At 70.4% G+C, this 24,629-nt stretch carries 22 protein-coding genes and 1 riboswitch; of the genes, 8 read left to right on the top strand and 14 right to left on the bottom strand.

Annotated elements, in window-relative coordinates; translation table 11 throughout:
• Window positions 1-10: 10 nt before the first annotated feature.
• The 6 genes from mraY to mraZ form a co-directional block, all read right to left on the bottom strand.
• On the bottom strand, window positions 11-1,087 hold the full coding sequence (gene mraY / locus J4030_RS09000; protein WP_208048886.1) for a phospho-N-acetylmuramoyl-pentapeptide-transferase: 1,077 nt from the start codon (window positions 1,085-1,087) through the stop codon (window positions 11-13).
• The gene (murF, locus tag J4030_RS08995; RefSeq protein ID WP_208048885.1) at window positions 1,084-2,469 is read right to left on the bottom strand and encodes a UDP-N-acetylmuramoyl-tripeptide--D-alanyl-D-alanine ligase; all 1,386 of its coding nucleotides are present in this window, start codon (window positions 2,467-2,469) and stop codon (window positions 1,084-1,086) included. The genes mraY and murF overlap by 4 nt, the downstream gene beginning before the upstream one ends.
• Entirely contained in the window at window positions 2,466-4,229 is a 1,764-nt protein-coding gene (locus J4030_RS08990) for a penicillin-binding protein 2 (RefSeq protein WP_208048884.1), read from the bottom strand. The genes murF and J4030_RS08990 overlap by 4 nt, the downstream gene beginning before the upstream one ends.
• Before the next feature lie 400 nt (window positions 4,230-4,629).
• Window positions 4,630-5,349, bottom strand: a complete 720-nt coding sequence (locus tag J4030_RS08985; RefSeq protein WP_208048883.1) for a hypothetical protein — start codon at window positions 5,347-5,349, stop codon at window positions 4,630-4,632.
• Window positions 5,346-6,329, bottom strand: coding sequence for a 16S rRNA (cytosine(1402)-N(4))-methyltransferase RsmH (gene rsmH / locus J4030_RS08980; protein WP_208048882.1), 984 nt, complete (start codon window positions 6,327-6,329; stop codon window positions 5,346-5,348). The genes J4030_RS08985 and rsmH overlap by 4 nt, the downstream gene beginning before the upstream one ends.
• A gap of 209 nt (window positions 6,330-6,538) precedes the next feature.
• Window positions 6,539-6,973 (bottom strand): division/cell wall cluster transcriptional repressor MraZ, encoded by a 435-nt coding sequence (gene mraZ / locus J4030_RS08975; RefSeq protein WP_208048881.1) that lies wholly within the window; start codon window positions 6,971-6,973, stop codon window positions 6,539-6,541.
• Between the two features lie 256 nt (window positions 6,974-7,229).
• Between mraZ and J4030_RS08970 the strand changes: the two genes are divergently transcribed.
• Genes J4030_RS08970 through J4030_RS08960 form a run of 3 tightly spaced genes read left to right on the top strand, consistent with a single transcriptional unit; the run spans window position 7,230 to window position 11,775 of the window.
• A complete protein-coding gene (locus tag J4030_RS08970; protein ID WP_208048880.1) occupies window positions 7,230-8,231 on the top strand; it encodes a MoxR family ATPase in 1,002 nt (333 codons plus the stop codon).
• 2 nt (window positions 8,232-8,233) lie between these two features.
• A complete protein-coding gene (locus J4030_RS08965) occupies window positions 8,234-9,514 on the top strand; it encodes a DUF58 domain-containing protein (protein ID WP_208048879.1) in 1,281 nt (426 codons plus the stop codon).
• Window positions 9,511-11,775 carry a DUF3488 and transglutaminase-like domain-containing protein gene (locus J4030_RS08960; RefSeq protein WP_208048878.1) on the top strand — a complete coding sequence of 755 codons (2,265 nt, stop codon included), beginning with the start codon at window positions 9,511-9,513 and terminating at the stop codon, window positions 11,773-11,775. The genes J4030_RS08965 and J4030_RS08960 overlap by 4 nt, the downstream gene beginning before the upstream one ends.
• Before the next feature lie 90 nt (window positions 11,776-11,865).
• Here the strand turns inward: J4030_RS08960 and J4030_RS08955 are convergent, their stop codons facing one another.
• The 6 genes from J4030_RS08955 to J4030_RS08930 all read right to left on the bottom strand — a co-directional run bounded on the left by J4030_RS08955 (window position 11,866) and on the right by J4030_RS08930 (window position 17,607).
• A complete protein-coding gene (locus J4030_RS08955; RefSeq protein WP_307864624.1) occupies window positions 11,866-13,359 on the bottom strand; it encodes an RNA polymerase sigma factor in 1,494 nt (497 codons plus the stop codon).
• Window positions 13,360-13,546: 187 nt separating this feature from the next.
• Window positions 13,547-13,903 carry a universal stress protein gene (locus tag J4030_RS08950; RefSeq protein WP_208048877.1) on the bottom strand — a complete coding sequence of 119 codons (357 nt, stop codon included), beginning with the start codon at window positions 13,901-13,903 and terminating at the stop codon, window positions 13,547-13,549.
• A gap of 49 nt (window positions 13,904-13,952) precedes the next feature.
• On the bottom strand, window positions 13,953-15,146 hold the full coding sequence (locus J4030_RS08945; RefSeq protein WP_208048876.1) for a homoserine O-acetyltransferase: 1,194 nt from the start codon (window positions 15,144-15,146) through the stop codon (window positions 13,953-13,955).
• A gap of 43 nt (window positions 15,147-15,189) precedes the next feature.
• Window positions 15,190-15,304, bottom strand: a riboswitch (SAM riboswitch).
• A gap of 128 nt (window positions 15,305-15,432) precedes the next feature.
• Window positions 15,433-16,416, bottom strand: a complete 984-nt coding sequence (locus J4030_RS08940) for a DUF4192 domain-containing protein (RefSeq protein ID WP_208048875.1) — start codon at window positions 16,414-16,416, stop codon at window positions 15,433-15,435.
• Window positions 16,417-16,525: 109 nt separating this feature from the next.
• Window positions 16,526-16,876 (bottom strand): YkvA family protein, encoded by a 351-nt coding sequence (locus J4030_RS08935; RefSeq protein ID WP_243763075.1) that lies wholly within the window; start codon window positions 16,874-16,876, stop codon window positions 16,526-16,528.
• Between the two features lie 20 nt (window positions 16,877-16,896).
• Window positions 16,897-17,607 (bottom strand): EcsC family protein, encoded by a 711-nt coding sequence (locus J4030_RS08930; RefSeq protein WP_307864623.1) that lies wholly within the window; start codon window positions 17,605-17,607, stop codon window positions 16,897-16,899.
• An 84-nt stretch (window positions 17,608-17,691) separates the two neighbouring features.
• Between J4030_RS08930 and J4030_RS08925 the strand changes: the two genes are divergently transcribed.
• The 4 genes from J4030_RS08925 to J4030_RS08910 are packed head-to-tail and all read left to right on the top strand — an operon-like array spanning window position 17,692 to window position 22,164.
• The gene (locus tag J4030_RS08925; RefSeq protein ID WP_208048873.1) at window positions 17,692-18,573 is read left to right on the top strand and encodes a sulfurtransferase; all 882 of its coding nucleotides are present in this window, start codon (window positions 17,692-17,694) and stop codon (window positions 18,571-18,573) included.
• 20 nt (window positions 18,574-18,593) lie between these two features.
• Window positions 18,594-19,049: a SufE family protein gene (locus J4030_RS08920; RefSeq protein WP_208049032.1), complete on the top strand. Its 456-nt coding sequence runs from the start codon at window positions 18,594-18,596 to the stop codon at window positions 19,047-19,049.
• Window positions 19,046-20,428 (top strand): hypothetical protein, encoded by a 1,383-nt coding sequence (locus J4030_RS08915; protein WP_208048872.1) that lies wholly within the window; start codon window positions 19,046-19,048, stop codon window positions 20,426-20,428. The genes J4030_RS08920 and J4030_RS08915 overlap by 4 nt, the downstream gene beginning before the upstream one ends.
• A gap of 41 nt (window positions 20,429-20,469) precedes the next feature.
• Window positions 20,470-22,164, top strand: coding sequence for a DNA polymerase (locus J4030_RS08910; protein ID WP_208048871.1), 1,695 nt, complete (start codon window positions 20,470-20,472; stop codon window positions 22,162-22,164).
• A gap of 67 nt (window positions 22,165-22,231) precedes the next feature.
• On the opposite strand, the gene J4030_RS08905 is transcribed toward J4030_RS08910, so the two are convergent.
• Complete coding sequence (locus J4030_RS08905) at window positions 22,232-23,149, bottom strand: PAC2 family protein (protein WP_208048870.1); 918 nt, start codon at window positions 23,147-23,149, stop codon at window positions 22,232-22,234.
• Window positions 23,150-23,372: 223 nt separating this feature from the next.
• The gene (locus J4030_RS08900) at window positions 23,373-23,798 is read right to left on the bottom strand and encodes an HIT family protein (protein ID WP_208048869.1); all 426 of its coding nucleotides are present in this window, start codon (window positions 23,796-23,798) and stop codon (window positions 23,373-23,375) included.
• Window positions 23,799-24,007: 209 nt separating this feature from the next.
• On the opposite strand from J4030_RS08900, the gene J4030_RS08895 reads away from it, so the two are divergent.
• Window positions 24,008-24,610 (top strand): cysteine hydrolase family protein, encoded by a 603-nt coding sequence (locus J4030_RS08895; RefSeq protein ID WP_208048868.1) that lies wholly within the window; start codon window positions 24,008-24,010, stop codon window positions 24,608-24,610.
• Window positions 24,611-24,629 lie beyond the last annotated feature (19 nt).

Below are 24,629 nucleotides of genomic sequence, written 5' to 3'. Positions count from 1 at the left end.
CTGGCACCCATCAGGTGACGACCCACTCGGCGTAGAACAGCCCCAGCGCGACGGCGACGCACAGGCCCGCGATGATCCAGAACCGGATCACCACCGTGACCTGCTCCCAGCCCAGCATCTCGAAGTGGTGATGCAGCGGCGCCATCCGGAAGACCCGTTTGCGGCGCAGCTTGAACGACCCGACCTGCAGGATCACCGACACCGTCTCGAGGACGAAGAGCCCGGCCAGGATGACGACGAGCAGCTCGGTGCGCGAACAGATCGCGAGCCCGGCGAGGGCGCCGCCCAGCCCGAGCGATCCGGTGTCGCCCATGAAGATCTTGGCCGGGGTGGCGTTCCACCAGAGGAATCCGAAGCAGGAGGCCATCACGCAGGCCGCCACGACCGCGAGGTCGAGGGGGTCGCGCACCTGGTAGCACTTGGTGCTGAAGTGGTATTCGCAGTTCTGGTTGTACTGCCACACGCTGATGAGGACGTACGCGCCGAACACCATGCAGCTGACGCCGGTGGCCAGGCCGTCCAGGCCGTCGGTGAGGTTCACGCCGTTCGAGGTGCCGGCCACGATCAGGTTCGCCCACAGCACGAAGAGGATCACGGCCAGCGCGGTGCCCCCGAACGCGAGGTTGACCCAGGTGTCGCGCACGAACGAGATGTGGAAGCTGCCCGGTGTACGACCGCCCTTGTCGCCGAACCGGGTGGCGAGGATCGCGAACACCGTGGAGACCAGGACCTGCAGCACCAGTTTCTGCACCGAGCGCAGCCCGAGGGAGCGCTGGTGGGAGATCTTCATCCAGTCGTCGGCGAAGCCGACCAGGCCGAGGCCGACGAGCAGGAAGATGACCAGACACCCCGACACCGTCGGCGGCGACCAACTGAGCAGGTGAGCGAGGAAGTAGCCGCTCACGCTGCCGGCGATGATGATCGCGCCGCCCATGGTCGGCGTGCCGCGCTTGGTGTGGTGGCTCGTGGGACCGTCGTCACGGATGAACTGCCCGTACCCGCGCCGCACCAGGAACTTGATGAAGATCCTGGTCCCGAACAGCCCCACCGCCAGCGCTATCAACGCCCCGATCAGGACGACCTTCACGTAATACCCTCCGCTTCGAACCGTTCGGTGATCCGGTCGCCAAGGTAACGCAGGCCGGAGTCGCGGCTCGACTTGAACAACACGACGTCCCCCGGGTTGAGCATGGACACGAGCAGGTCGTACGCCGCGTCCGCGTCCTCGACGCGGCGCGCCTCGGTGCCACCGTCCAGCACAGCATCGGCGACGGGACCCGCGTCGGGACCCACTGCCACGACGACATCGATCCCCCGCGACACGGCATCGGTACCCACCGCGCGATGGGCCGAAACACTCTCGTCCCCAAGTTCGCGCATCGCGCCGAGCACGGCCACGGTACGGCGGCCCCGGCCGATCTGGGCCAGCGCCGCCAGCGCCGCCGACATCGACTCCGGGTTGGCGTTGTAGGCGTCGTTGACCAGGGTGATGCCCCGCTCGAGCTGGTGCACCTCCATCCGCCAACGGGCCTGTGCCGCAGCTCCCGCCAGTGTCTGCACCGCCCGAGACAGCTCCACACCGGACTCCACGGCGGCCGCCAGCACCGCCAGCGCGTTGCCGACGTGATGTTCGCCGTGCACCGCCAGGCTCACCGGGGTCTTTCCTTCGCGGGTCACCAGGGTGAAGCTCGCGCGACCGGTGGCATCGGTGTGCACGTCGACGGCGCGGTAGTCCGCCGCCTCGGAGCGACCCACTCCGATCACCCGGGCTGAGGTCTTCGCCGCCATCGCGGCGACCCGTGGGTCGTCCAGGTTCAGCACCGCCACACCGTCCGCCGGCAGGGCGGCGACCAGTTCGGACTTAGTACGCGCGATGGCGTCCACGGATCCGAACTCGCCGACGTGGGCGTGCCCGACGTTCAACACGATGCCGATCCGGGGCGGCGCCATCCGGGTCAGATAGGTGATGTGGCCGACCCCCGACGCCCCCATCTCCACCACCAGGTGCCGAGTCGTGGCGGTCACCCGGCACAGGGTCAGCGGGACCCCCACCTCGGAGTTGTAGGACCCCTGCGGCGCGACGGTCTCTCCGTCCTGCGCGAGCACCTGACCGAGCAGATCCTTGGTGGACGTCTTTCCCGAGCTGCCGGTGATGCCGACGATGTTCAGGCCCGGCACCTGGTCGACCACGGCCCGGGCGAGGGTCGCGAACGCGTCCTGCACGTCCGGGACCACCACGGTGGGGGTCGCTTCGACCGGTCGGCTGCCGAGCGTCGCCACAGCACCCGCGCGGGCGGCGCCGCCCGCGAACTCGTGACCGTCGGCGTGTTCACCGACCCGCGCGACGTACAGGCTGCCGGCCTGCGCCTCGCGGGAGTCGGTCACGACCGGGCCGTCGACGAGCACGTCGTCGCCCACCAGAGATCCGCCCACGATCCGGGCGATCTCACTCAGTGCCAGGGGGATCATTTCGGACGGTGCTCGGTGCTGACGGCGGCGAACTGCAACGGGTAGAGCGAGACCGGCTTGCGGCTCGGCGCGACGCCGCGGGAGCGCAGCACGTAACCGGCGACCTGGGAGAAGACCGGCGCGGCGGCCTCGCCGCCGTAGATGGTGGTCTTGGGGTTCTGCAGGGCGACCGCGACGATGTACTGCGGGTTCTCTGCCGGCGCCATTCCGATGAACGAGGCGGTGTAGCCGTTGTACCGGCCGAGCTTGGAGTCGTACAGCTCGGCGGTGCCGGTCTTGCCCGCCACGTTGTAGCCCGCGACCTTCGCCTTCACCGCCGTACCGTCCTGCCCCACCACGCCGCTCAGCATGGTGCGCAACTGGCTCGCGATGGCGGTCGAGATGACCCGTACCGGTTTGCGGGTGTCGGCGGGCTTCGTCCAGCCCCCGGAGGAGTTGGACACGCCCGCGATCAGGTTGACCGGCAATCGCACGCCGTCGTTGGCCACCGTCTGGTAGACCGACGCCTGCTGCATCAACGTGGTGGAAAGGCCCTGCCCGAACATCACGGTGTACTTCTGCGATCCGCTCCACTGCGACGGCTGGGCGACGATGCCCCCGGTCTCGCCCGGGAAGCCCACGCCGGTGGGCGCGCCGAGACCGAACTTGCGCATGAAGCCGTAGAGGTAGTCCGAGGACACCTTCGACCCGGTGAGCATCGTGCCCATGTTGGAGGACTTCGCGAGGACGCCGGCCAGCGTGAGGTTCTCGGTCCCGTGCGGCTCCGAGTCGTGGAAGAGGGCTCCCCCACGGCGCAGCTCCGACGGCACGATCACCTGGGAGGTGGGCGTGGCGACACCGGCGGACAGCGCGGCCGCCATGGTGATGATCTTGCTGGTCGATCCTGGTTCGTAGGTCTCGGCGAACCCCCGCGGCTGCAGGTTGCCCGGTGACGCCGCCCCCGGGTTGGTGGGGTCGAAGCTCGGGTACGACGACGCGGCGAGCACGTTGCCCTGCCGGTCCATCACGACGAGGTCGCCCGCATCGGCCTTGGTCTTCTCGACCTGGGCCGCCAGGGCATTGCTCGCGTAGTACTGGATGTCGGAGTCGAGCGTGAGCTTCACGTCCGAGCCGTTGACCGCCGGCGTGTCGGAGGTGCTCCCGGTGGCGATGACCGTCCCGCCAGGTGACTCCTCGTAGGTGCGGACGCCGGGTCGGCCGTTCAGCAACGTCTGCTTCATCAACTCGACGCCACCGTCGCCGGCACTGCTGCCGGCGCCGACCCAGCCGACGATCGACGACGCGCTCGCGCCTTGCGGGTACTGCCGCTGCTGGGTGGACTCGTTGTAGATCCCGCCGAGCAGCAAGGCCGAGACACGTTGCCACTGCTCGGGGGTGATGTTCTTCACCACGTAGACGAACTTGGACTTGCGCGCGGTCGCGGCCTGCAGCGTCGCGTAGTACTGCTTGGCGCTGCCGCCGAGCACCGAGGCCAGCCCGGCCGCCACTCCGGAGTTGCCCAGCACCGTGGTACGCCCATGCACCGCAGTGCTGTACTGCGCGGTCTGGGTGGCGTCGGCGACGACGTTGTAGCGCTGCACGCTGGTGGCGAGCGCGGTGCCCTTGTCGTCCACGATCTCGCCGCGCAAGGCGGGCAGGTTCTGGTGGTGCAACCGGCTCTTGAGGGCGTCGCTCGACACGGCCGCAGCGTCGACACCCTGCAGGCGGACGATCTGGGCGGTGAAGAGACTGAAGATGAACAGCATCGCGACCATCAGCATCCGGGCGCGGCGACCTGGATGACCCAGCCGCAGCGTGACGGGACGACGACGGGGCGGTCCGCCGTGGCCACGTCCACCGGACGGGCCTCGTCCGTTTCCCGTGGCGCGTGCCGGGCGCACCGTCGAGGAGGGACGCGCGGAGGAAACGGGGGCGGGCCGACGCGACCCGGTGGCGGTCGCCCTGTCCGACCGAGCCGCGCCGGACCCGGCACGCTTCGCGGACGGCCTCTCGGGCGACCGTCTCGGATCCCGCCCGGCCGCCGACGAGTCCGCCGGGCGGCCGCCGGAGCGGTCGCGCGGGGTGGTGCCGGCGGTGCGCGGACGCCCGGATCCGGCGCCGCGGGACCCCCGCGGGCCCTGTGATCCCTGGGAGCCCGGAGGACGGGTCTGGCTCAACGGGTCACCTCGTGGTCGTCGCGTGCGTACCGGTCTTGCTCTTGCTCTTGCTCTTCGTGGTGTTCTTGCTCTTCGCACCCGTCGTGCTGCTCTTGCCCGGGCTGCTCTTCGTCGTGGCGGTCTTGCTGGTCTTGCTGGTCTTCGGTGCTGCCTTCTTCACTGCTGCCTTCTTCGGCGCGGGGGCGCCGACGCCGGCGCCCAGCGAGGCACCCGCGGCGGCAGTGCCAGCGACCTTCGCCGCGCCGCCGGTGGTCAGCGCACCCACGGTAAAGGGGGTGCTACCGGACGCCCCGTTCGCCACGCCGATCGTCTTCCCATCGGCTCCCACGTAGCGGACCCGGGAGGCGGGACCCAGTCCCATGGCATGCGCGCGGGAGGCCAGGGTCGCGGGTGCTTCGGAGAGCTGCAACTGGGAACGCAGGCTCTGCTGGGTGTCGGTGTAGGTCGCGGAGCGCGCCTGGAGGGAGTCGATGGTGAACGACTGCTGGGCACGCTGGGTGTTGAGCACCAGCAGGGCGGCCAGGCCCATGGCGAGCACGACCACGCAGGCGACGATGAACGCCGCGCTGTGCCCTTCACGAGTATCGGCGGGTGCGACGACCCGCAACCGCACCGACGTGGCGCCGCTCGCGGGCACGGACCGCGTCTTCGACCCGGGGGTCGGGTGCGGCACCCGGGCTCGCGGGGCGCGCAGCGGAACGGCGGCCTGCTGGCTCATGCTCATTGGGAGGTCCCCTTCGTGGATCGACGACGTTCTACGGCGCGCAACCGGGCGGAGGCCGCGCGCGGGTTCTCGGAGGTCTCCTGCTCCGAGGGCCGTTCGGCTCCCCGGGTGAGGCGACGCAGGTACGGCTCGTGCTCGGGAAGTTCGACCGGCAGGCCCACGGGTGCGGAACTCGTGGTGCCCTCCGCAAAGACCTGTTTGGCGATCCGGTCCTCGAGGGAGTGGTAGGCGAGGACCGCGATCCGGCCGCCGACGGCCAGGTGCTCGATCGCCTGGGGCAACGCACCCGCCCAGGAGTCCAGCTCGCGGTTGACCTCGATGCGCAGCGCCTGGAAGGTGCGCTTGCCCGGGTGACCGCCGGTGCGCTGCTGTGCTGCGGGGATGGCGTCGCGCAGCAGTTCGACCAGCCGACCGGACCGGTCGAAGGGCGCCTTCTCCCGTTCGCGGACGACCGCGCGGGCGATCCGACGGGCGAAGCGTTCTTCGCCGTACTCGCGCAGGATCCGCTCGAGCGCCGACGCGTCGTAGGTGTTGAGGACGTCCGCGGCGGTCGGGCCGTCGCCCTGATCCATCCGCATGTCGAGCGGAGCGTCCTGGCTATAGGAGAAACCGCGCTGGGTCTCATCGAGCTGCAGGGAGGAGACCCCGAGATCGAAGAGCACGGCCTGCGATTCGCGTACTCCGAGACGGACCAACTCGGTGAAGGCGTCGTCGTACACGGCGTGCACAGGGCGGAATCGGTCGCCGAAGCGCTGCAGCCGCTCCCCCGCGAGGGCCAGGGCCTCGGTATCACGGTCCACACCGTATGCCGTGGCACCGGAAAAACGTTCGAGGACAGCCTCGGTGTGTCCCCCCATTCCGAGGGTGGCGTCCACGAAGACGGCCCCGGGTGTCTCCAGGGCCGGAGCGAGCAGTTCCAAGATGCGCTCGCGCATCACCGGGGTGTGCCGCTCGGCGGCGTTCTGGTCGGTGTGGCTCATCGCGGCGGATCTCCCCTCTGGTGTGGCAGTGACGGCAGGAACGGTGTGGCGGGCGGGTACGGAATGTGGTGCTGAGGTGCGTCGAACCGTGGCTGCGGGTCGCTTTCTGATGCCTGGTCCCCAGCCGTCGCTGTTGCCGACGGGCGGCTGATGCTCCGATGCCGGGGAAGTGGCACCGGTGCATCCGGCGAACGGATGGAGGCCGGATCTCAGAAGAACCCTCCGGGGATCACCTCCTCGCCCTGGGAGGCGAAGTCGTCCTCGGTGGCTTCCAGGAACTGAGTCCACGCGGCGGTGTCCCAGAGCTCGAGGCGGTTGCCGGTGCCGATCACCGTGCAGTCCTTGGTGAGGCCGGCGTACTCGCGAAGTACCGCAGGCACGGTGACCCGGCCCTGCTTGTCCGGGATCTCATCGGACGCGGCCGACAGCAGGACGCGCTGGAAGTTGCGCACTCCCCGGTTCGTGACCGGCGTGTTGTTCATCTGCTCGGCGAGCCGCTCGAAATCCGCCATCGCGAAGACGTAGAGGCAGCGGTCCTGGCCGCGGGTGATGACCAGTCCGCTCGCGAGCTGGTCACGGAACTTGGCCGGAAGGATGAGCCGGCCCTTCTCGTCGAGGCGGGGGTGGTGGGTGCCGAGGAACATCGCGCCACACCTCCCGATCATCGCTCGCACGAGGTTCGGCCGGCCCGACTCTCCGCTGTACTCCACTTTACTCCACATCCCCCCACAAACGAAGCTAGAAGCACCTCCCAAATAGTGATTTCCTCCAAAATGCGCTGGTCAGAGTGGGTGGGGCGCAGTGGAGCGTCGGTGGCGCCGCCCCGCGGCTGCCGGACCGCCGCAAGCCGAGGTCGGGCACCGGGGTACATCGCACGGGCCCATCAGGCAGGATTCATCCATGAACCATTCCGCACCGATCGATTCGCTCCCGCAGCCGGCGACGCAGCGATCGGCGATCAGCCTGGACGACGTACGCCGGGTGGCTGGTGACATCCAGGCCTCGGTGGCCGGTGTGATCGAGGGCAAGAGCGACGCCATCGCGACCGCGGTCGTGGTGCTCCTGGCCGAGGGACATCTGCTGATCGAGGACGTCCCGGGCGTCGGCAAGACGATGCTGGCCAAGGCTCTGGCACGGTCGATCGACTGCACCATGCGGCGGTTGCAGTTCACTCCCGACCTGCTGCCGAGCGACGTGACCGGCGTGAGCATCTTCAACCAGGACTCCCACCAGTTCGAGTTCCGCCGCGGCGCGGTCTTCGCGGGGATCGTGGTGGGCGACGAGATCAACCGTGCCTCCCCCAAGACCCAGTCCGCGCTGTTGGAGTGCATGGAGGAGAACCAGGTGACCGTCGACGGTCAGACCTATCTCCTGCAGCGGCCGTTCATGGTGATGGCCACCCAGAACCCGATCGAGATGGAGGGCACCTACCCGTTGCCCGAGGCGCAACGGGACCGGTTCATGGCACGCATCTCGATGGGATACCCCACGGCGGCGGCCGAGATGCGGATGCTCGATCTGCACTCCGCGCACCGTCCGCTCGACGCGCTGCGGCCGGTGGCCGACGCCGCCCTGGTGCTGCGCGCCATCGAGGCGGTCGCCGGGGTCTACGCCAGCGGCGCGCTGCGCCAGTACATCGTCGACCTGGTGACGGCGACCCGAACCGCGCCGGGCGTCCGCCTCGGCGCCTCACCGCGCAGTGCATTGCAGCTGCTGCGCGCCGCCCGCGCGCAGGCCGCACTCGACGGTCGTGACCACGTGCTGCCCGAGGACGTGCAACGGCTCTGGATCCCGGTCCTGTCCCACCGCGTCATCATGGGCGGCGATGCGAGCGGCCGGTCCGCCTCCGACACCCTGGCGCAGTTGCTCGAACGGGTGCCCGTCCCCGCCCACGCCCGCTGACCATGGCCCGCGCATCGGCCACCGGGCGGCGGTACGCCCGCGCCCGTCTCACCGCGCGCGGGCATGCCCTCGTGGCAGCCGGGGTCGCGCTCACGGTCGCCGGGGTGGCGCTCGGTTACGGCGACATCATCCGTGTCGGACTCTTCCTCCTGCTGCTGCCGCTGCTGTCGGTCCTGCTGGCCTCCAGGCGAGAGGTGCAGTTGCAGCTGACCCGCACCATCGCACCCGTCGTCCTGCGGCCGGACGAGCCGGCACCCGTACGGGCCGTCTTCACCAACCGGTCGGGGCGGGCCAGCCGATTCGGCGCCGCACAGGACCGCATCGACCCGAGCCTCGGCGACCGGCCCCGCTACACGCTGCCGAGCATCCCGGCCCGGGGCACCGCGGTGGTCGAGTACACCGTCCGCGGCCGTGCCCGCGGGATGCACACCCTCGGGCCCACGACGATCGAGCACCCCGACCCGTTCGGCATGTGCTCGGCCGACGCGGTCATCCCGGCCGACGACAAGGTGCTGGTGCTGCCCCAGACCTTCCCCCTGGTGCGGCACCGACTGCCGTACGCCAGTGGCGGTGAAGGGGATTCAGGTCACTCCATCGCGCTGCACGGTGAGCAGGACGTCAGCATCCGCGCCTACGTCGAAGGCGACGAACTGCGCCGGATCCACTGGGCGGCGACCGCGCACCGCGGCGAGCTAATGGTGCGCCACGAGGACCGGCCGGCATACAAGCACGCACTGCTCATGTACGACGCGCGCGCGAGCGCCCACCGGATCGACGGGGCGTACAGCTCCTTCGAGTGGACCATCAGCGCGACGGCGTCGATCGGGCTGCTCCTGCACGACCTGAACTACCAGACCCATCTGCTCGGACCGGAGATGCTGGACCAGGAGCGGTACGAGACCGCGTCCTCGTCGGCGGAGATCCTGCGGGATCTCGCCGAGGCCGACGAGTGCGACGACGGGATGCACGCCCAGGTGCTCGCGCAGGCAGCGCGCACCGTCGCGGGAGGGACCACGATGGTCGCCGTCCTCACCGACCGTCCGGCCGCGGGTCTGCGACAGGTCGCAGCATCCTGCGGGCGCGGGGCGGTCGGCATCGCCATCATCGTCGACACCGATGCGTATCAACGCGATTCAGACTCCGAGGGGGCCGACGCGGTGGCCGTGGCACGGGAGTTCCAGGGATCCGGCTGGCGCACCGTGGTGGTGGGTCCCCGCACCACGATCCCCACGGCGTGGCGCTCGGTCGCGGGCACCGCCCCTGTCGGGGAGGGGATGCGATGACCCGCGCCCGTCCCGCACAGACCCTGCTGGCCGCCCTCGCGACGATGGTCGCGGCCTGGCCCATCACCACCCTCTTCGTCGGGGGCGCCTGGATCGACGGCACGTTCGGGCTGGTCCTGTTGGGGGCCCTGCTCGGGATGGCCGGGCGGGCCCTCGACCTGCCCCCGATGCTCACGCTGTCCTGTCAGCTCATCGGGGTGACCCTCACCGTGGTCGTCACCCACCTGCACGATCATCTGGACACCTCCCTGCCCTCGGCGCTGCGGGCGCTCGGGGCCGACGCCCACCACACCGTCACCGCGTACGCCGCGCCGGCGCCGACCTCGGTCGGTGTCATCTTCTTCATCGAGCTGATCATCGCGATCATCGCGATCACCGTGGACTTCCTGGCGGTCACCGGGCGATCGCCGGCCCTGGCCGGGGTGCCGTTGCTCGTGGAGTTCGTGATCTCGGCCGCGAACTCGGGCGGATCGCTCCACCCGAAGTACTCGTTCGCGCTGGGGCTCGCGTGGCTGGCCATGCTCTACGCGGCCTCCGAGCGGTCCGCGCGTGACTGGTCGGGACTGCGCGCGCGGATCCCCGGGCGCCCCAGCAATCCGACCGCTCTGCTGGGCGGGCACGACTTCGGCCCGTTGACGAGGACCGCCGGGGTCGGCGCCCTGATCGCGGCGCTGGTGATCGCCGGCTCGCTCCCCGCCGCCTCGCAGAAGTTCGTGGCCAAGGGGCTGGCCCGAGGCGCCGGCAGCGGTGCCACCGTCGGCTTCTCCTCCGATCTGGACCTGCAGAGAAACCTCACCGACCGCGACCAGTCCCCCGTGCTGACCTTCCGGACCGCCGACCTGAACCCGCCACCGCTGCGCGCCCTGATCGCGGACAACTACGCGGGCGACCACTGGGTCCCGGACCGGCCTTCGTACCTGCTGCACGGCGACAACGACAGCCCCCTGCAGCGGTGGGGCACCAACACCGCACCGACGAACGCGACGCCGTACACGATCACCGTCACACAGAACTCGATGCCCCCGCCCTTCGTGGTCGCGCCCACCCAGGTGAGCAGCGCCGACTTCGGCGGCACGTCGTGGAGTTACGACCCCCTCACGACACAGCCCTCGACCTCCCGGTTGCAGGAGGACTACAGCGTCCGCTATCTGAGTCAGCCCGCGACGGCGCGGCCCACCTCCGAGACCGTGGACCCGGCGAACTTCACCGCCGACCTGAAGGTGGATTCGTCCTCGGCCAGTCTCATCAACGCACTGGTCAAGAAGGCAGCACCCAGCGGGACACGCTTCCAGAAGGTCACCGCGATCCAGGACTACTTCCGCGACAGCGGCGGATTCACCTATTCGCTGACCCTCGATGCGACCCGCAAGGACCCCTCGGGGCGGCCGCTGGATCCGATCAGCAACTTCCTGGTGACCCGTCAGGGCTACTGCATGCAGTTCGCCACCGCCATGGTGATGGCAGCGCGCTCCATCGGCGTCCCCGCGCGCCTCGGCGTTGGATTCCTCCCGGGCACGGTCGGGACATCCGGTAGCTATCAGGTGCACCAGTCCGACGCGCACGCCTGGCCCGAGTTGTACTTCGCCGGCATGGGGTGGACCCGTTTCGAGCCCACTCCCGGAGTGCGCACGGGTCTCGCACCGCCGTACGCGAGCCCGACCGTCGGCAGCCCGGAGAGCTCGGCACCGCGACGTTCCGTCCCGAGCGCGCGATCCTCGCGACCCAGCGACTCCGCGAGCAGCGCGCCCCGCACCAGCGTCGGCACGACCTCCACCGCCGGACATCCGCAGCTGATCTGGCTGCTGTGGGTGCTCGTGGCCCTGCTGCTCATCGCCGCCGCGTTGGCGATCGTGCCGCTGCTCGCCCGGTGGTCCCGGCGCCGACTGCACGCCGGCCACGGTGCGGGCGACGATGCAGCCCGGGTGCAGGCGCAATGGGACGACCTGGTCTCGCGCATGGAGGATCTCGGCATCGACCCCGCACCGCAGGTCTCGCCACGATCCCAGGAGGAGCACTATCGCCTGCACCTCGTGGTGGGCCGCGAGGGCCGGGAATCGCTGCACCGCGCGGTCGATGTGCTGGAGCGGGTCCGCTACAGCGGACGACCGGGTCCGAGCGACGACCTGTCGGCGCCTGCCGAGGATCTGCTGATGCGGATCCGCAGGGGCAGATCCTTCCGTACCCGGGTGGCCGCGACCTTGTTCCCCCGCTCCGGCCGGCGTGCGGTGCGCTCGCTCTTCGTCCGCCGCGACCGGGACTGACGTACTCGCAGGGCTGAGAGCGCCCAGGGAACGCGAAAGCCGCGCGCTCCGAGGAGCGCGCGGCTTTCTGCGAATCGTCGAGCAGGTAGGTCAGTCCAGGTAGTCGCGCAGCACCTGCGAGCGCGACGGGTGACGCAGCTTGCTCATCGTCTTGGACTCGATCTGACGGATGCGCTCGCGCGTCACGCCGTAGACCTTGCCGATCTCGTCGAGTGTCTTGGGCTGACCGTCGGTCAGGCCGAAGCGCATCGAGACGACGCCCGCCTCACGCTCGGACAGGGTGTCGAGCACCGAGTGCAGCTGCTCCTGCAGCAAGGTGAACGACACGGCGTCCGCCGGGACGACGGCCTCGGAGTCCTCGATGAGGTCACCGAACTCGGAGTCGCCGTCCTCGCCGAGCGGGGTGTGCAGGGAGATCGGCTCGCGGCCGTACTTCTGCACCTCGACGACCTTCTCCGGGGTCATGTCGAGCTCTTTGGCGAGCTCCTCCGGAGTGGGTTCACGCCCCAGGTCCTGCAGCATCTGACGCTGCACCCGGGCCAGCTTGTTGATGACCTCGACCATGTGCACCGGGATACGGATGGTGCGGGCCTGGTCGGCCATCGCGCGGGTGATGGCCTGGCGGATCCACCAGGTGGCGTACGTGGAGAACTTGTACCCCTTCGTGTAGTCGAACTTCTCGACCGCACGGATCAGACCGAGGTTGCCTTCCTGGATCAGGTCCAGGAAGAGCATGCCGCGACCTGTGTAGCGCTTGGCCAGCGACACCACTAGGCGCAGGTTGGCCTCGAGCAGGTGGTTCTTGGCGTTCTTGCCGTCCTGGGAGATCCACCACAGCTCGCGCTTGAGCTTCATGTCGATCTTGTCGCCGGAGTTCAGCTTCTCCTCGGCGAACAGACCGGCCTCGATGCGCTTGGCGAGGTCGACCTCCTGCTCGGCGTTGAGCAGTGCGACCTTGCCGATCTGCTTCAGGTAATCCTTGACCGGGTCGGCGGTCGCACCGGCGGTGACGACCTGCTGGGCTGGGGCGTCGTCGTCGTCGTTCTGGCTGAGGACGAAGCCCCCAGCGGCCTCGGAGGCCTCCTTCGCGGCCTGACCGTCCTGCTTGGCCTTGCTCTCGTCGGTGGTCTCCTCCGGCTCGGCCTCGGTCGACGCGGCCACGGCGTCGGCGGCCTTCGCCGCACGCGCACGCTTGGCGGTCGCGGTCTTCGCCGCGGCCGCCTTCGTGGCGGCGGCCTTCGTGGTCTTGGGGGCCACCTTCGTCACCGTGACTCCGTCGTCCTGAGCGGACTCGGCGGCGGGCGCCTTCTTGGCGGCGACCTTCTTGGTGGCCGCGGCCTTCTTCGTGGTGGTCGCCGCGAGCACCGGGGTGCGCTCGACGGAGGGGGTCACCACGACGCCGGCGTCGGCGAGAGCGCGTAGGACGACCGGGGTACGACGAGCGCCGTGTCCGGCGTCACGCAGGGCGGACGTGAGCTCCGCACCGCTCACGCCCCCACGGGTCCGCGCAGTGCGTACCAAGGTCTCCAGGGCGGGATGGGAGATGTGCTGCGGCAGAGCGGACGGAGGGTTGTCTTTGGCCACGGGAGGTCACCAACTACCTTTCGGAACAACAGCATCGGCGCAATGAGAGCGCGCGACAGACACCGCTCAGGGCGGCATCGAAGTTTGGGGATCGTGAAGCTTGTCCGCCCAGGTGGGCGACAGCCTCTAGCTACCATTATAAAACGACTCCGACCGTGCCTCGTCCACCGGCCGATCGGTACGCCGCTCAGGGCTTGACCGCGAGTACAGGACAGTCGGCGTCCAGCAGGATGCGCTGCGCATGCGAACCCAGGATCAGTTTACCGACCGCACTGCGCCGGCGGAGTCCGATCACGAGCAGTCGGGCCGACCGGGTGCGCACCAGGTCCAGCAGGAAGTCGGTGATGTCGTCGCCATCGGGCTCCGCCACCTCCGCCTGCACCCCCGCCGCCCTGACCCGCTCCAATGCCGCGTTGAGCTCGTCCCTGTGCCCACGCGACGGGACGACGATGAGCGGGCCACCGCCGTCGCGCGCCTCGTCGGCGGCGCGGCTGATCGCCGCCTCCCCCTCCGGGCTCGGCAGGTAACTGACCACGACGCTCATCGTTGCCTCCATCGGCCGGTGACGGCGGGCTGCCCGCCCCCGGCCGACGCTACCCGACCTCGCGCGGCTGCACCTCGCGGACGGCATCGACCGCATCGGCCACTGCTGCTGCGATCGCATCGGTCTCGATGAGGAAGCCGTCGTGCCCGTGTGAGGAGGACATGACGTGGACAGTCCCCCGCCCGTGGGCCTGCACGATCTCCTCTGACAGCTCGACCGGGAAGAGCCGGTCGGAGTCGACGGCGACGGTGCGCAGCATCCCGTCGTAGGCCCCGAGCACCTGCGCGAGCGACCCGCGTCCGCGGGTCACGTCATGGGTCGCCATCGCCCGGGACAACTGCAGATAGGAACCGGCGTCGAACCGCGCGGTCAGCTTGGCCGCCTGGTGGTCCAGGTAGCTCTCGACCGCGAACCGGCCGCCAGTCAGGGGCTCCTCGGCGCCCTGCGGGCTGCGGCCGAACCTGGTATCGAGCTCGGCGGCGCTGCGGTAGGTCGTGTGCGCGATCCGGCGTGCGAGGCCCAGCCCCTCTCGGGGTCCGGGTCCGCGCCCGTAGTAGTCACCGCCGAGGTAGTGCGGGTCGGAGGTGATCGCGAGCGCCTGTGCCTGGCCCCAGGCGATCTGATCGGCGGTGGCCCGGGCCGTGCTCGCGATGATCAGCGCACCGTCGACCCGCTCCGGGTGGCCCGCCACCCATTCCAGCGCTCGCATTCCGCCCATCGAGCCGCCGAGCACCAGTCGCCAGCGGTCGATGCCGAGCGCGTCGGCCAACCGGGCTTCCACGGCGACCTGGTCACGCACCGTGGTGACCGGGAACCGCGACCCCCAGGGGTGCCCCGAAGGATCGGAGGAACCCGGGCCCGTCGTACCGCGGCATCCGCCGAGCACGTTGCTGGCGACCACGAAGAGCTCCCGGGTGTCCAGCGGGGCACCCGACCCGATCAGCCCGGGCCACCAGCCGGCGGTGGGTTGTCCGGGCCCGGCGGGTCCCACGACGTGGGAGTCGCCGGTGAGTGCGTGCTCGACCAGAACGGCGTTGTCGGCGTTCGCATTGAGGGTCCCCCACGTCTGGAACGTCACGGTGACCTCGGGAAGAGCTACGCCGCTCTCCAGCGTGACCTCGGGGAGCAGGAGCGCGCGTGAGCCCGGGTTGGTGCCGACGGGCGGACGCACCCATGGGGAGGCCGGGTGCTCGGCGGGCCCGTGTTCCGGGTTCGGGCGGTGGCGTTGCTGCGTCACAGTCATCGGAGACTTCCGGTCAGGGGGCCGGTGCCTGGAGGGATGGCTGACCCCGCGCTTGCCGGTGCCCACTCGACACCGGCCTTGTCCTCACCCGGGGCACCCCACCGCGGTAGGAGGGTTGCCGCCCAGTCAGCCGGGGCTTCACGCTGGGACTCTTGACGCCGACCACCGTAGCAGCGGCCCACCCGCCGATATCCGACTCGTGCGCACCGACGAGGTCGGTCGCAGCAGAGTGACCGGGGCGCCGACTCCCCACACGTGTGGCACCCGGCAGCGCGTGCGCACCCGCTCAGGCACACCGGCGAGGGCGGGCGCCGAGCTCCACAGCGTGCCCGAGCAACCGCGCGAGGCGGTAGCCCGGGTCGATCTGAAGGGCCTGTTCCACCGCGACGGCCGCGAGGGCGCCGGAACCGCTGCTCCACGCCGACCCCGCGATGAGGGTGAGCACCGGGGGTCGCAACCGGTCGGGCAGGCAGTGCAACCACTGCACGAGGCGCGCCCGCACGGCGCGGGCGTCGAACGCGCCCGGCATGCCGGGAGGCGAGTCCGACCCCGACACCCCCACACCCGGCAGGCCGGGGGCCAGCCAGCCGAAGACCTCGTCCCGCGTCGACCGGTTGGCCATCGCCCGGCTCAACGACGCGAGCACCGGGACCGGCATCTCGTGGATCGGCCGCGTCCCGTGCAGGATCTCCCACATCGCCGCAGTGACGGCTGCCGATGGCATCGGCCGATCCGTGACGGGCGCGTCGCCGATGACCTGAGCGAGCTCCGTACGGCATTCGCGCAGCGATGCGCGCAGCTCGGCGCGGGAGGCGTGCGGCGCGATCCCGTCGAGCACCGACTCGACCACCGCGTCCACCCGATCGCGATCCGGCACCGCAGCCGGGCGTCGTGGGCAGTGCCCGCACCCGCACCGGTGGGCCCACCAGCTGCCGCTCCGGGTCACCAGCAGGTGTGCCGCGTCGACGTCGTGGGCGCGGAGCAGGTCACCGGCGAGGTCGAGCAGTCGCGTCGGCACGACCGTCGGTGCAGGGTCGGTGTCCACGAAGACGCAGCACAGCGCTTCGCGCACCCCCGCCTGCGCGAAGACACTTCCGATCCGGTGGATCCCCTGCGCGAGATCGTCCGCGTCACCAAGATCGAGGCGGGCGACGACCCGGATCCGGTCGTCGTCGAGGCCGACGACGACCAGGGAGTCAGTGGGCCGGAAGCCGAGCTCGTAGGGCAGGTAGGCGATGAGATCGCCCAGGCCATGGAGAGTGCTGCGCATGCGTCGAGCGTGCGTCGCCGCGGGGCGCGCGGCGACGAGTTCGGCGCAGGGTGTGGACGACGCCCCGGGGGTATGGCGCAGACCGGGGGGATGTGGACGACGCGGGGTGTCAGCGCACGCGTCGGCCGCGCACTGTGTGCTTGCGGACGGCCTCCCAGGCCAGGAAGTCGTCGGTGTCGTGCACCAGGGCGTTCGCGAGCCAGGCGAGCACCACTGCGTCGTCCGCGAGTCCCACGATCGGCGCCAGCTTCTCCGGGATCAGGTCGACGGGCGAGGCGATGTACGCCGCGGCCGCGACCATCGCGGCGACCCGGGCCGCCGAGGACCCGCCGTACTCCTTCGCCGCGACCGCGCGCACCATCCGGGGCAGGGCGGTCAGGCGCGCGGCGACGCTCGGCCCGGACGGGTCCGCCACGGAGGCGATCGAGTCGCGCAGCGACCGGACGGCGGAGGCACTCATCCGGCGGCTCGGCCGGGGGCTCATGCGCGCGCGCTCAGAGTTCCCGGCGCGCCCGGCTCGGGTGCGGGGAACTGGGTGCGGGCCGTCTTGGCGACCTTATTCAGCAGGTAGACGTCCAACCCGGCGCCGACGACACCGCCGGCGAGGGGGATCGACTTCCCGAGCCGGGGCAGGAGCTTCTCGCTGACCTGTGCGATGAGCCGGAAACCCACGGCCTTGTCGATGACCATCCGGGCGGCGGGCGGCAGACCCCGGGTCGCCAGGTTGGCGAGCCGACCGGTGCTCACCACGCCGGCCTTCTTCAACAGCGCGTCGGCCTCGCCGCCGACCAGGGCCAGCAGGATGGCCGACCGCAGATCGCGGTTACGCAGGTCGTAGCCGCGCAGATGCGCGATCGCCGCCGTCATCCGGGTCGCGAGCGCGTAGAAGCCGGCGATATTGGCGGGCAACGACACCGTCATCGTCACGAATCCGCCGAGCCCGGTGACGAATCCGCCGGCAGCAGCCAGTCTCCGGTGATCGGCGATGACCTTGTCGATGGCCGCGTCGACGTCGCCCCCGCTCTCCTGCAGTGCCCGCTGCGCCACGTCGGCCGCCGAGTCGAAGCGTCCCTTCCCGTCGATACCGACGTCCATCAGCCGGTTCGCGAGACTCATCGAAGTCCCGGCGAACGCCCCCTTGTTCAGGTCGAGTTCGGTCGATTTCTTGGAATTGCGATGAAGGAGGGCCACGCGCCCATCGTGCCAGGTGACGAGCGGAGCGCGTGGTGGCACGACCCGCGCCGGTCGGTGAGCCGCCCGGCGTAGCGTGGCGCCATGGCTGCACCTACTGATGACAATCCGGCGTTCCAGCACTTCGCACACCCCGAGCGGCTCGTCTCCACGCAGTGGTTGGCCGACGCGCTCGACCGTGGGGAGGATCTGGTCGTGCTGGAGTCCGACGAGGACGTCCTGCTCTACGAGGCCGGGCACATCCCCGGTGCGCGCAAGCTCGACTGGCACCTGGATCTCAACGACCCGGTGGCCCGCGACTTCGTCGACGGCGAGCACTTCGCGCAGGTCATGGGCGAGCGCGGCGTCGGCCGTGACACGACCGTGGTGATCTACGGCGACAAGAGCAACTGGTGGGCGGCGTACGCGCTGTGGGTCATGACGCTCTTCGGCCACGAGGACGTGCGGCTGCTCGACGGCGGACGCGCCGCGTGGGCCGGTGAGGACCGCCCGATGACCCGCGACGTGCCCGCCGTGACCCCGGCCCAGTACCCGGTCGTACGCCGCGAGGATCCCCCGATCCGCGCGTACCGCGACGACGTCCTGGCACACCTGCCCGGGCCGCTCGTCGACGTGCGCTCCCCCGGCGAGTACAGCGGCGAGCTGCTGAGCATGCCGGACTACCCGCAGGAGGGCGCGATGCGCGGCGGCCACATCCCGGGCGCCCGGTCGGTGCCGTGGGCCCGCGCGGCAGCCGAGGACGGGCGGTTCCGCGGGCGCGCGGAGCTGGAGGCGATCTACCAGGGCGAGCAGGGCCTCGCGCCGAGCGACGACGTGGTCGTCTACTGCCGCATCGGGGAGCGGTCGGCGCACACCTGGTTCGTCCTCACCCACCTGCTCGGCTTCGGGTCGGTGCGCAACTACGACGGATCGTGGACCGAGTGGGGCAACTCGGTGCGGGTGCCGATCGAGACCGGCACGCCGTGAACGAAGACCTCCCCGCTCCGATGGCGGAGCTCGCCGACGACTTCGAGGCGCTCGAACCCAAGGACCGTCTGCAGCTGCTGCTGGAGCTCAGCGACGAGCTTCCGGCGCTGCCGCAGCGGTACGCCGACGAGCCCGGGCGGCTGGAGCAGGTGCACGAATGTCAGTCGCCGCTCTTCCTCGCGGTCGAGGTGGACGACGAGGAGCGGGTCCACCTGTTCTTCCAGGCGCCTCCCGAGGCGCCGACGACGCGCGGGTTCGCGGGCATCCTGCACACCGGGTTGGACGGCCAGCCCGCACGTGCGGTGCTCGAGGTGCCGGACGATGCCGCGTGGAGGTTCGGGCTCGCGGAAGCGGTGTCCCCGTTGCGGATGCGTGGGATGCTGGCCATGCTTTCCCGCATCAAGAGACAGGTCCGTGAACGCACGTCGGGGACTTCCGCACCCGACCACGACGCTGAGGTTCGAGAACACCTATGAACAAGAAGGCATTGATCGCGCTCCCTGCTGTCGTCGCGGTGATCGGCCTGGTGCTGTTGATCATCGGATTCGCCTCCGGTGGCGGCGCGAAGGTGACCTCGTTCTCCAACGGTGCACGCGTCACGTCCTCCGACGCCGGGTTCTCGCTCTACAGCAAGGATAAGGCGACCCGCGTGTCGACGGTCTGCACGGCGGTGTCCAACGGCAAGACCTCCACATTGGGCCGGCCCAGCTCGGACTTCTCGGTGACGAGCAGCGGTGGCACCTACTGGGAGGTCGCGCGCAGCACCGATGCCATGACCAAAGGCGACTACACCGTCAACTGTGTGGGCGGCAACAACCTGTTCGCCGGCACCCGCGCGGACAAGGTCGGCGGCGGTTTCAAGGTGCCCGGCATCGTCCTCGGTCTGATCCTGCTGATCGGCGGCCTGCTCGGCGTCGTCCTGCTCGCTCTGATGGGCCGCAGGAAGGTCGCCCAGGGCGGCCCCCAGGGCCAGTACGCCGGATACCAGCAGGGCAGCTCTTACGGGCAGGGCTACGGCGCTCCCGGTGCATACGGTTCGTCGTCCGGCCAGCCGGGTCCGCAGGGCGGGTACGCACAGCCCGCGCGCCAGGGTGGGTACGGTCAGCAACCGGCTCAGCAGGGTGGGTACGGTCAGCAGCCGAGCCAGCAGGGCGGGTATGCACAGCCGGGTCAGCAGGGTGGGTACGGTCAGCAGCCCAGCCAGCAGGGTGGCTACGGCCAGCCGGGCCAGCAGGGCGCGTACGGTCAGCAACCGGCTCAGCAGGGCGGGTACGGCCAGCCGGGCCCGCAGGGCGCGGACGGCCAGCAACCAGCCCAACAAGGTGGGTACGGCCAGCCGGGCCAGCACGGCGGGTACGCCCAGCCGGGCCAGCAGGGCGGGTACGCCCAGCCGGGCCAGCAGGGTGGCTACGGCCAGCAGGGTCAGCAGCCGGGCCAGCCCGGTGTGTACGGCCAGCAGGGCCAGCAGCCGGACCAGCAGGGCGGGTACAACCAGCCCGGTGGGTACGGCCAGCAGCCGGACCAGCAGGGCGGGTACAACCAGCCCGGTGGGTACGGCCAGCAGCCGGACCAGCAGGGCGGGTACAACCAGCCCGGTGGGTACGGCCAGCAGCCGGACCAGCAGCGTGGGTACAACCAGCCCGGTGGGTACGGCCAGCGGCCGAACCAGCAAGGCGGATACGAGCAGCAGCAGGGTCAGGGTTCGACTCCGACCGACTACTCGGACGCGCCGACCACCGCCATCTCGGGCCTGCCGACCGATGAACAGCAGACCCAGCAGGACCCGCGCGATCGCCGTGGTGGTCATGGCGAGCAGGGCCAGCAGGGCACGAACGATCAGGGCGGCGAGGGCTGAACGAGCCGGTTGCATCCGCACGGGCCCCGTATCCCTCGTGGATGCGGGGTCCGTTGCTGGGCGTTGCCGTCGACCCGCGTACCGGTGACGTCGCCATCGCCGCGAGCGGCGCATCTCCCGATGCCATCGCGGCCGATCAGGGGTCGCAGCTGCTCGAGCCGGGTCGTGCGGGCGATCTGATCAGGGCGCGAGAGGCGGATCGAACTCGTCCGGTGCGGTGGGCGTGGTGGTCCGACGAGGTACCCCGTGCACTGCTCGCGCACGGCGTCCGGCCCGAGCGCGGACTGGACCTGCTGCAGACCCACCTGCTGCTGCAGGGCGGCGCCCGCGCCGATCCCGAGCACGTCTGGGCCCGCGCGGTCGGCCTCGAGGTCGACGCCGTACCGGCCCGTCATCAGGGTGATCTGTTCGACAGCCCGGACGACCCGCCCGCCGGCGCCGAAGCGCCGCAGCCGTTGGACGAGCGCGGGTACCTGCGACCCGGTTTCCTCGCCGCGGACGGTGACACGGCGACGCAGTGGGCAATGCTCGCCGCCGAGGTGGCGCAGCGGCAGAGCGCGCAGCTGCGGGAGCGTCCCCGGGCGCTGGCCACGGCGTACAGCGAGTCCGGCGCGTCGATGCTCGCATTGGAATTGGAACGCACCGGCCTGCCCGTGCACCGCCCCACCCTCGAGCAGCTCATCGAGACCGCCGCTGGACCCCGTCCGCACACGCTCCAGGAGGAGAGCGCCGCGCGCGCGACCCGCGACCGCTCCGTCCTGCAACTGATCCCCCCTGGCCGTGCCGTGGACCTGCGCAATCCCGAACAGGTGTTGAACATGTTGCACGGGCTGGGGATCCGGGTGGACAACACCCGCAAGTGGGAGCTGGAGCGGCATCGCACCACCCATCCCGTCGTCGACGCCCTCCTGCGGTGGCGAGCCGACGAGCGGATCGCCACGACCTACGGCTGGGCATGGTTGCGCGACCATGTCGGCCCCGACGATCGGCTGCGGGGGCGGTGGCACTCCTTCGACGGCGGCGCCGGACGGATGACGGCGGAGGCCGGGCTGCACAACCTGCCCGCTGCGCTGCGCCCCGCGGTCGTCGCCGCACCCGGGCACCTCTTCGTGCGGGCCGATCTCGGCCAGATCGAGCCGCGGGTGCTGGCCGTCGTGTCCGGTGACCCGGCGCTGATCGCGGCGACCGCTCAGGAGGATCTCTACCGCACCGTCGCCGACCAGTTGCGGGTCGAGCGGCCCATCGCCAAGGTCGCGGTGCTGTCGGCGATGTACGGCGGCGCGGCGGGCCAGGCGGCCGCGGCGTTGGAGGGGCTCGACCGCACCTACCCGACCGCGATGGCCTACCTGCGTGCGGCGCAGGCCACCGGCGAGACCGGAGGGTCGGTCACGACGTACGGCGGACGACTTATCACCGTGCCGCCCAGCACCGAGCAGGCGCAGTCGCGAGCGAGGGGGCGGTTCGCGCGCAACGCGGTGGTGCAGGGGGCCGCCGCCGAGTTCTTCAAGGCGTGGGCGCTCACTGCCCGACACGCCATCGCGGCGTACGACGCCCACATCGTGCTGTGCCTACACGACGAGCTGCTGGTGCATGTGCCCGAGGAGCACGCTCCCGCCACGGCGGCGGCGGTCGACGCGGCCCTGCAGGACGCCGCGCGACGCTGGACCGGCGGATCAGCGGCGCGTTTCGTGTCCGACACCGGCATCGTCCGTAGCTGGGCCGACGCGAAGCCCTGACCCTCCGAAAATGGACATGCAGGGCGGGGCATGTCTGCCCCGCCCTGCATGTCCGAAATCAGTGAGGTCAGTTCGTGTTGTCGTCCGACTCGTCGCGCAGGAACTTCTCCAGCTCCGCGCCGATCTCGTCGGCGCTCGGCAACTCCGCCATCTCGTTGGCGAGCAGGTTCTGCCGCTGCAGACCCTCCTGGAACGCGTCGTACTGCTGCTCCAGACCCTGCACCACCTCGACGACGTCGGGGTTCTCGGCGACCTGACGACCGATCTCCGCACGGTGCAGGCCCGCGACGGCGGTGAGCTCCTGCATCGGGATGCTGAGCCCGGTCAGGCCGCACACCGCCTGCAGCGCGGTCACGGCCGCGTCGCCGAAGTCGGTCTGGGTCAGGTAGTGCGGCACGTGGATCGCGAATCCGGCGGTGTCGATGCCGGACTCGGCCAACCGCAGGTGCAGCAGGGACTCGACGCTCGAGGGGATCTGCACCATTCCGAACACCGGGTTGTTCTCCGGCATCAGGCGCTGGTCGCTCGCGTAGCGGGTCATGCCGACGGGGCGGGTGTGCGGGACGGCCATCGGGATGCCGTGCGCGCTCACCACGAGCTGCACGCCGAGGCGGCGTACGAGCATCCGCACGGCCTCGATGACGCGCTCCCACTGGTAGTCAGGCTCGGGACCCGCCAGCAGCAGGAACGGGGTGCCCTCCTCGTCGGACATGCGGAAGAGGGTCAACGCCGGATCGTCGTAGTCGCTGAAGTGGTCGCGGTCGAAGGTCATGACCGGGCGACGTCCGCGGTAGTCCAGCAGTTGATCCAGGTCGAACGACGCCACGACGGTGTGTTCGAGCGTGCCGAGCAGGTGTGACACCAACTGCTTCTGGGTGTTCCCCGCGTCGATGAGACCACCGAGCGCCACCACCATCGTGTGGGCGCCCAGCTCGCTGGGATGGGTGTCGTTCTCGAAGCGATACAGCTCCTGTGGATCCTGCACGGTGCTCTCCCTGGCTCTCCTGCTCGCGAATGATGCGCTGCTCGCGCCTTCCTCTGACCGTTCCAACGCCCGACCCCCGCGCACGATTCCCGCAGCGGCACTCCCCCGTCGGATACACCGGCTCCCTCCGTCGAGGGGTAGCAAAATCATCGAAGGGGAGGGGTATATGCCTACCCTCCGATGGGTTCCCCACCCCCCGATGTGTTCGAAGAGCTGGGGCTTCTCAGGCGGGGACCTTCTCGCCGTACCCGAGGGTGCGCAACCGGGCTCGCAGCCGATCCGCGTTCCTGGCGAGCACCTGCGGGTCCTCCCCGTGCGTCACGGCGTTCACGTCGAAGTCACCATGACCGTTGGCCGGCCAGACGTGCACGTGCAGGTGCGGCACCTGGAAGCCCTCGATGAGGACACCGGCCCGGCGCGCTCCCCATTCCTGCACCTGCGCGCGGCCGATCACCTTCCCGACCGACATGAGGGTGGCGATCAGGTCGTCGTCCGCGTCGAGCCATTGGTCCACCGGGGCGCGGGGCACGACCAGGGCGTGCCCGTCGGTCAGGGGGTCGACCGACAGGAAGGCCACGCACACGTCGTCCTGCCACACGATCTGGCCGGGGATTTCTCCGTCGATGATCTTCTCGAACAGGGTGCTCACGGTGCGCCTCTCAGCCGCAGGGAGATCGGGTTCGGCCAGCATCTCAGGTCTCTTGCGATCCACCGCGCCTCGCGGCGCGCTGCTCGCGGGAAGCCGGCCCGCCGTCCGGTCTCGCCCTGGGCCTCGTCTGCCCCCATGCAGCGTTGCCGCAACCTTCTCGCGGTTAGCGTGGGGAGCTCCGAGCATCGACAGCACAGGATGGGACCGCGATGACCGAGCACGCGACGCTACGTCAGTTGACCGGCATGCCGGAGGTGCCGGCCCCACTGGCCGACTCGACGTTGATCATGATCGACCTCCAGAACACCTACACCCGCGGCGTCATGGAGTTGGACGGCGTCGAGGCGGCCCTCGATCAGGCCGAGGAGCTGCTGTCGAACGCGCGGGACGCCGGGATCCCGATCCTGCACATCATGCACGACGCCGGCGCGGGCTCGCCCTACGACCTCAAGGACGACATCGGCCAGATCGTCTCGCGCGTGGCCCCTCGCGACGGCGAGCCGGTGATCGTCAAGAACTTCCCGAACGCGTTCGCCGGCACCGACCTGCACCAGCGGCTGCAGGCCGCACCGGGCCGTGACCTGGTCCTCGCCGGGTTCATGACGCACATGTGCGTGAACTCGACGGCGCGCGGTGCGTTCAGCCTCGGATACTCGCCCTCGGTGGTCGCCGGGGCGACGGCCACCCGTGAGCTCCCCGGCACGGACGGCGGCACCGCGGTATCGGCCGCTGCCCTGCAGGCCGCCAGCCTGGCCGCCGTCGCCGACCTGTTCGGCGTCGTCGTGTCCAAGCCGTCCGACATCCCGAGCTGACCGTCCCGGGTCCGGCAAC

This window comes from Allobranchiibius sp. CTAmp26 (genome assembly GCF_017565405.1).
Taxonomy (GTDB): domain Bacteria; phylum Actinomycetota; class Actinomycetes; order Actinomycetales; family Dermatophilaceae; genus Allobranchiibius.
The sequence above is the reverse complement of the archived record's forward strand: the minus strand, read 5'-3'. Positions and strand labels throughout refer to the sequence as shown.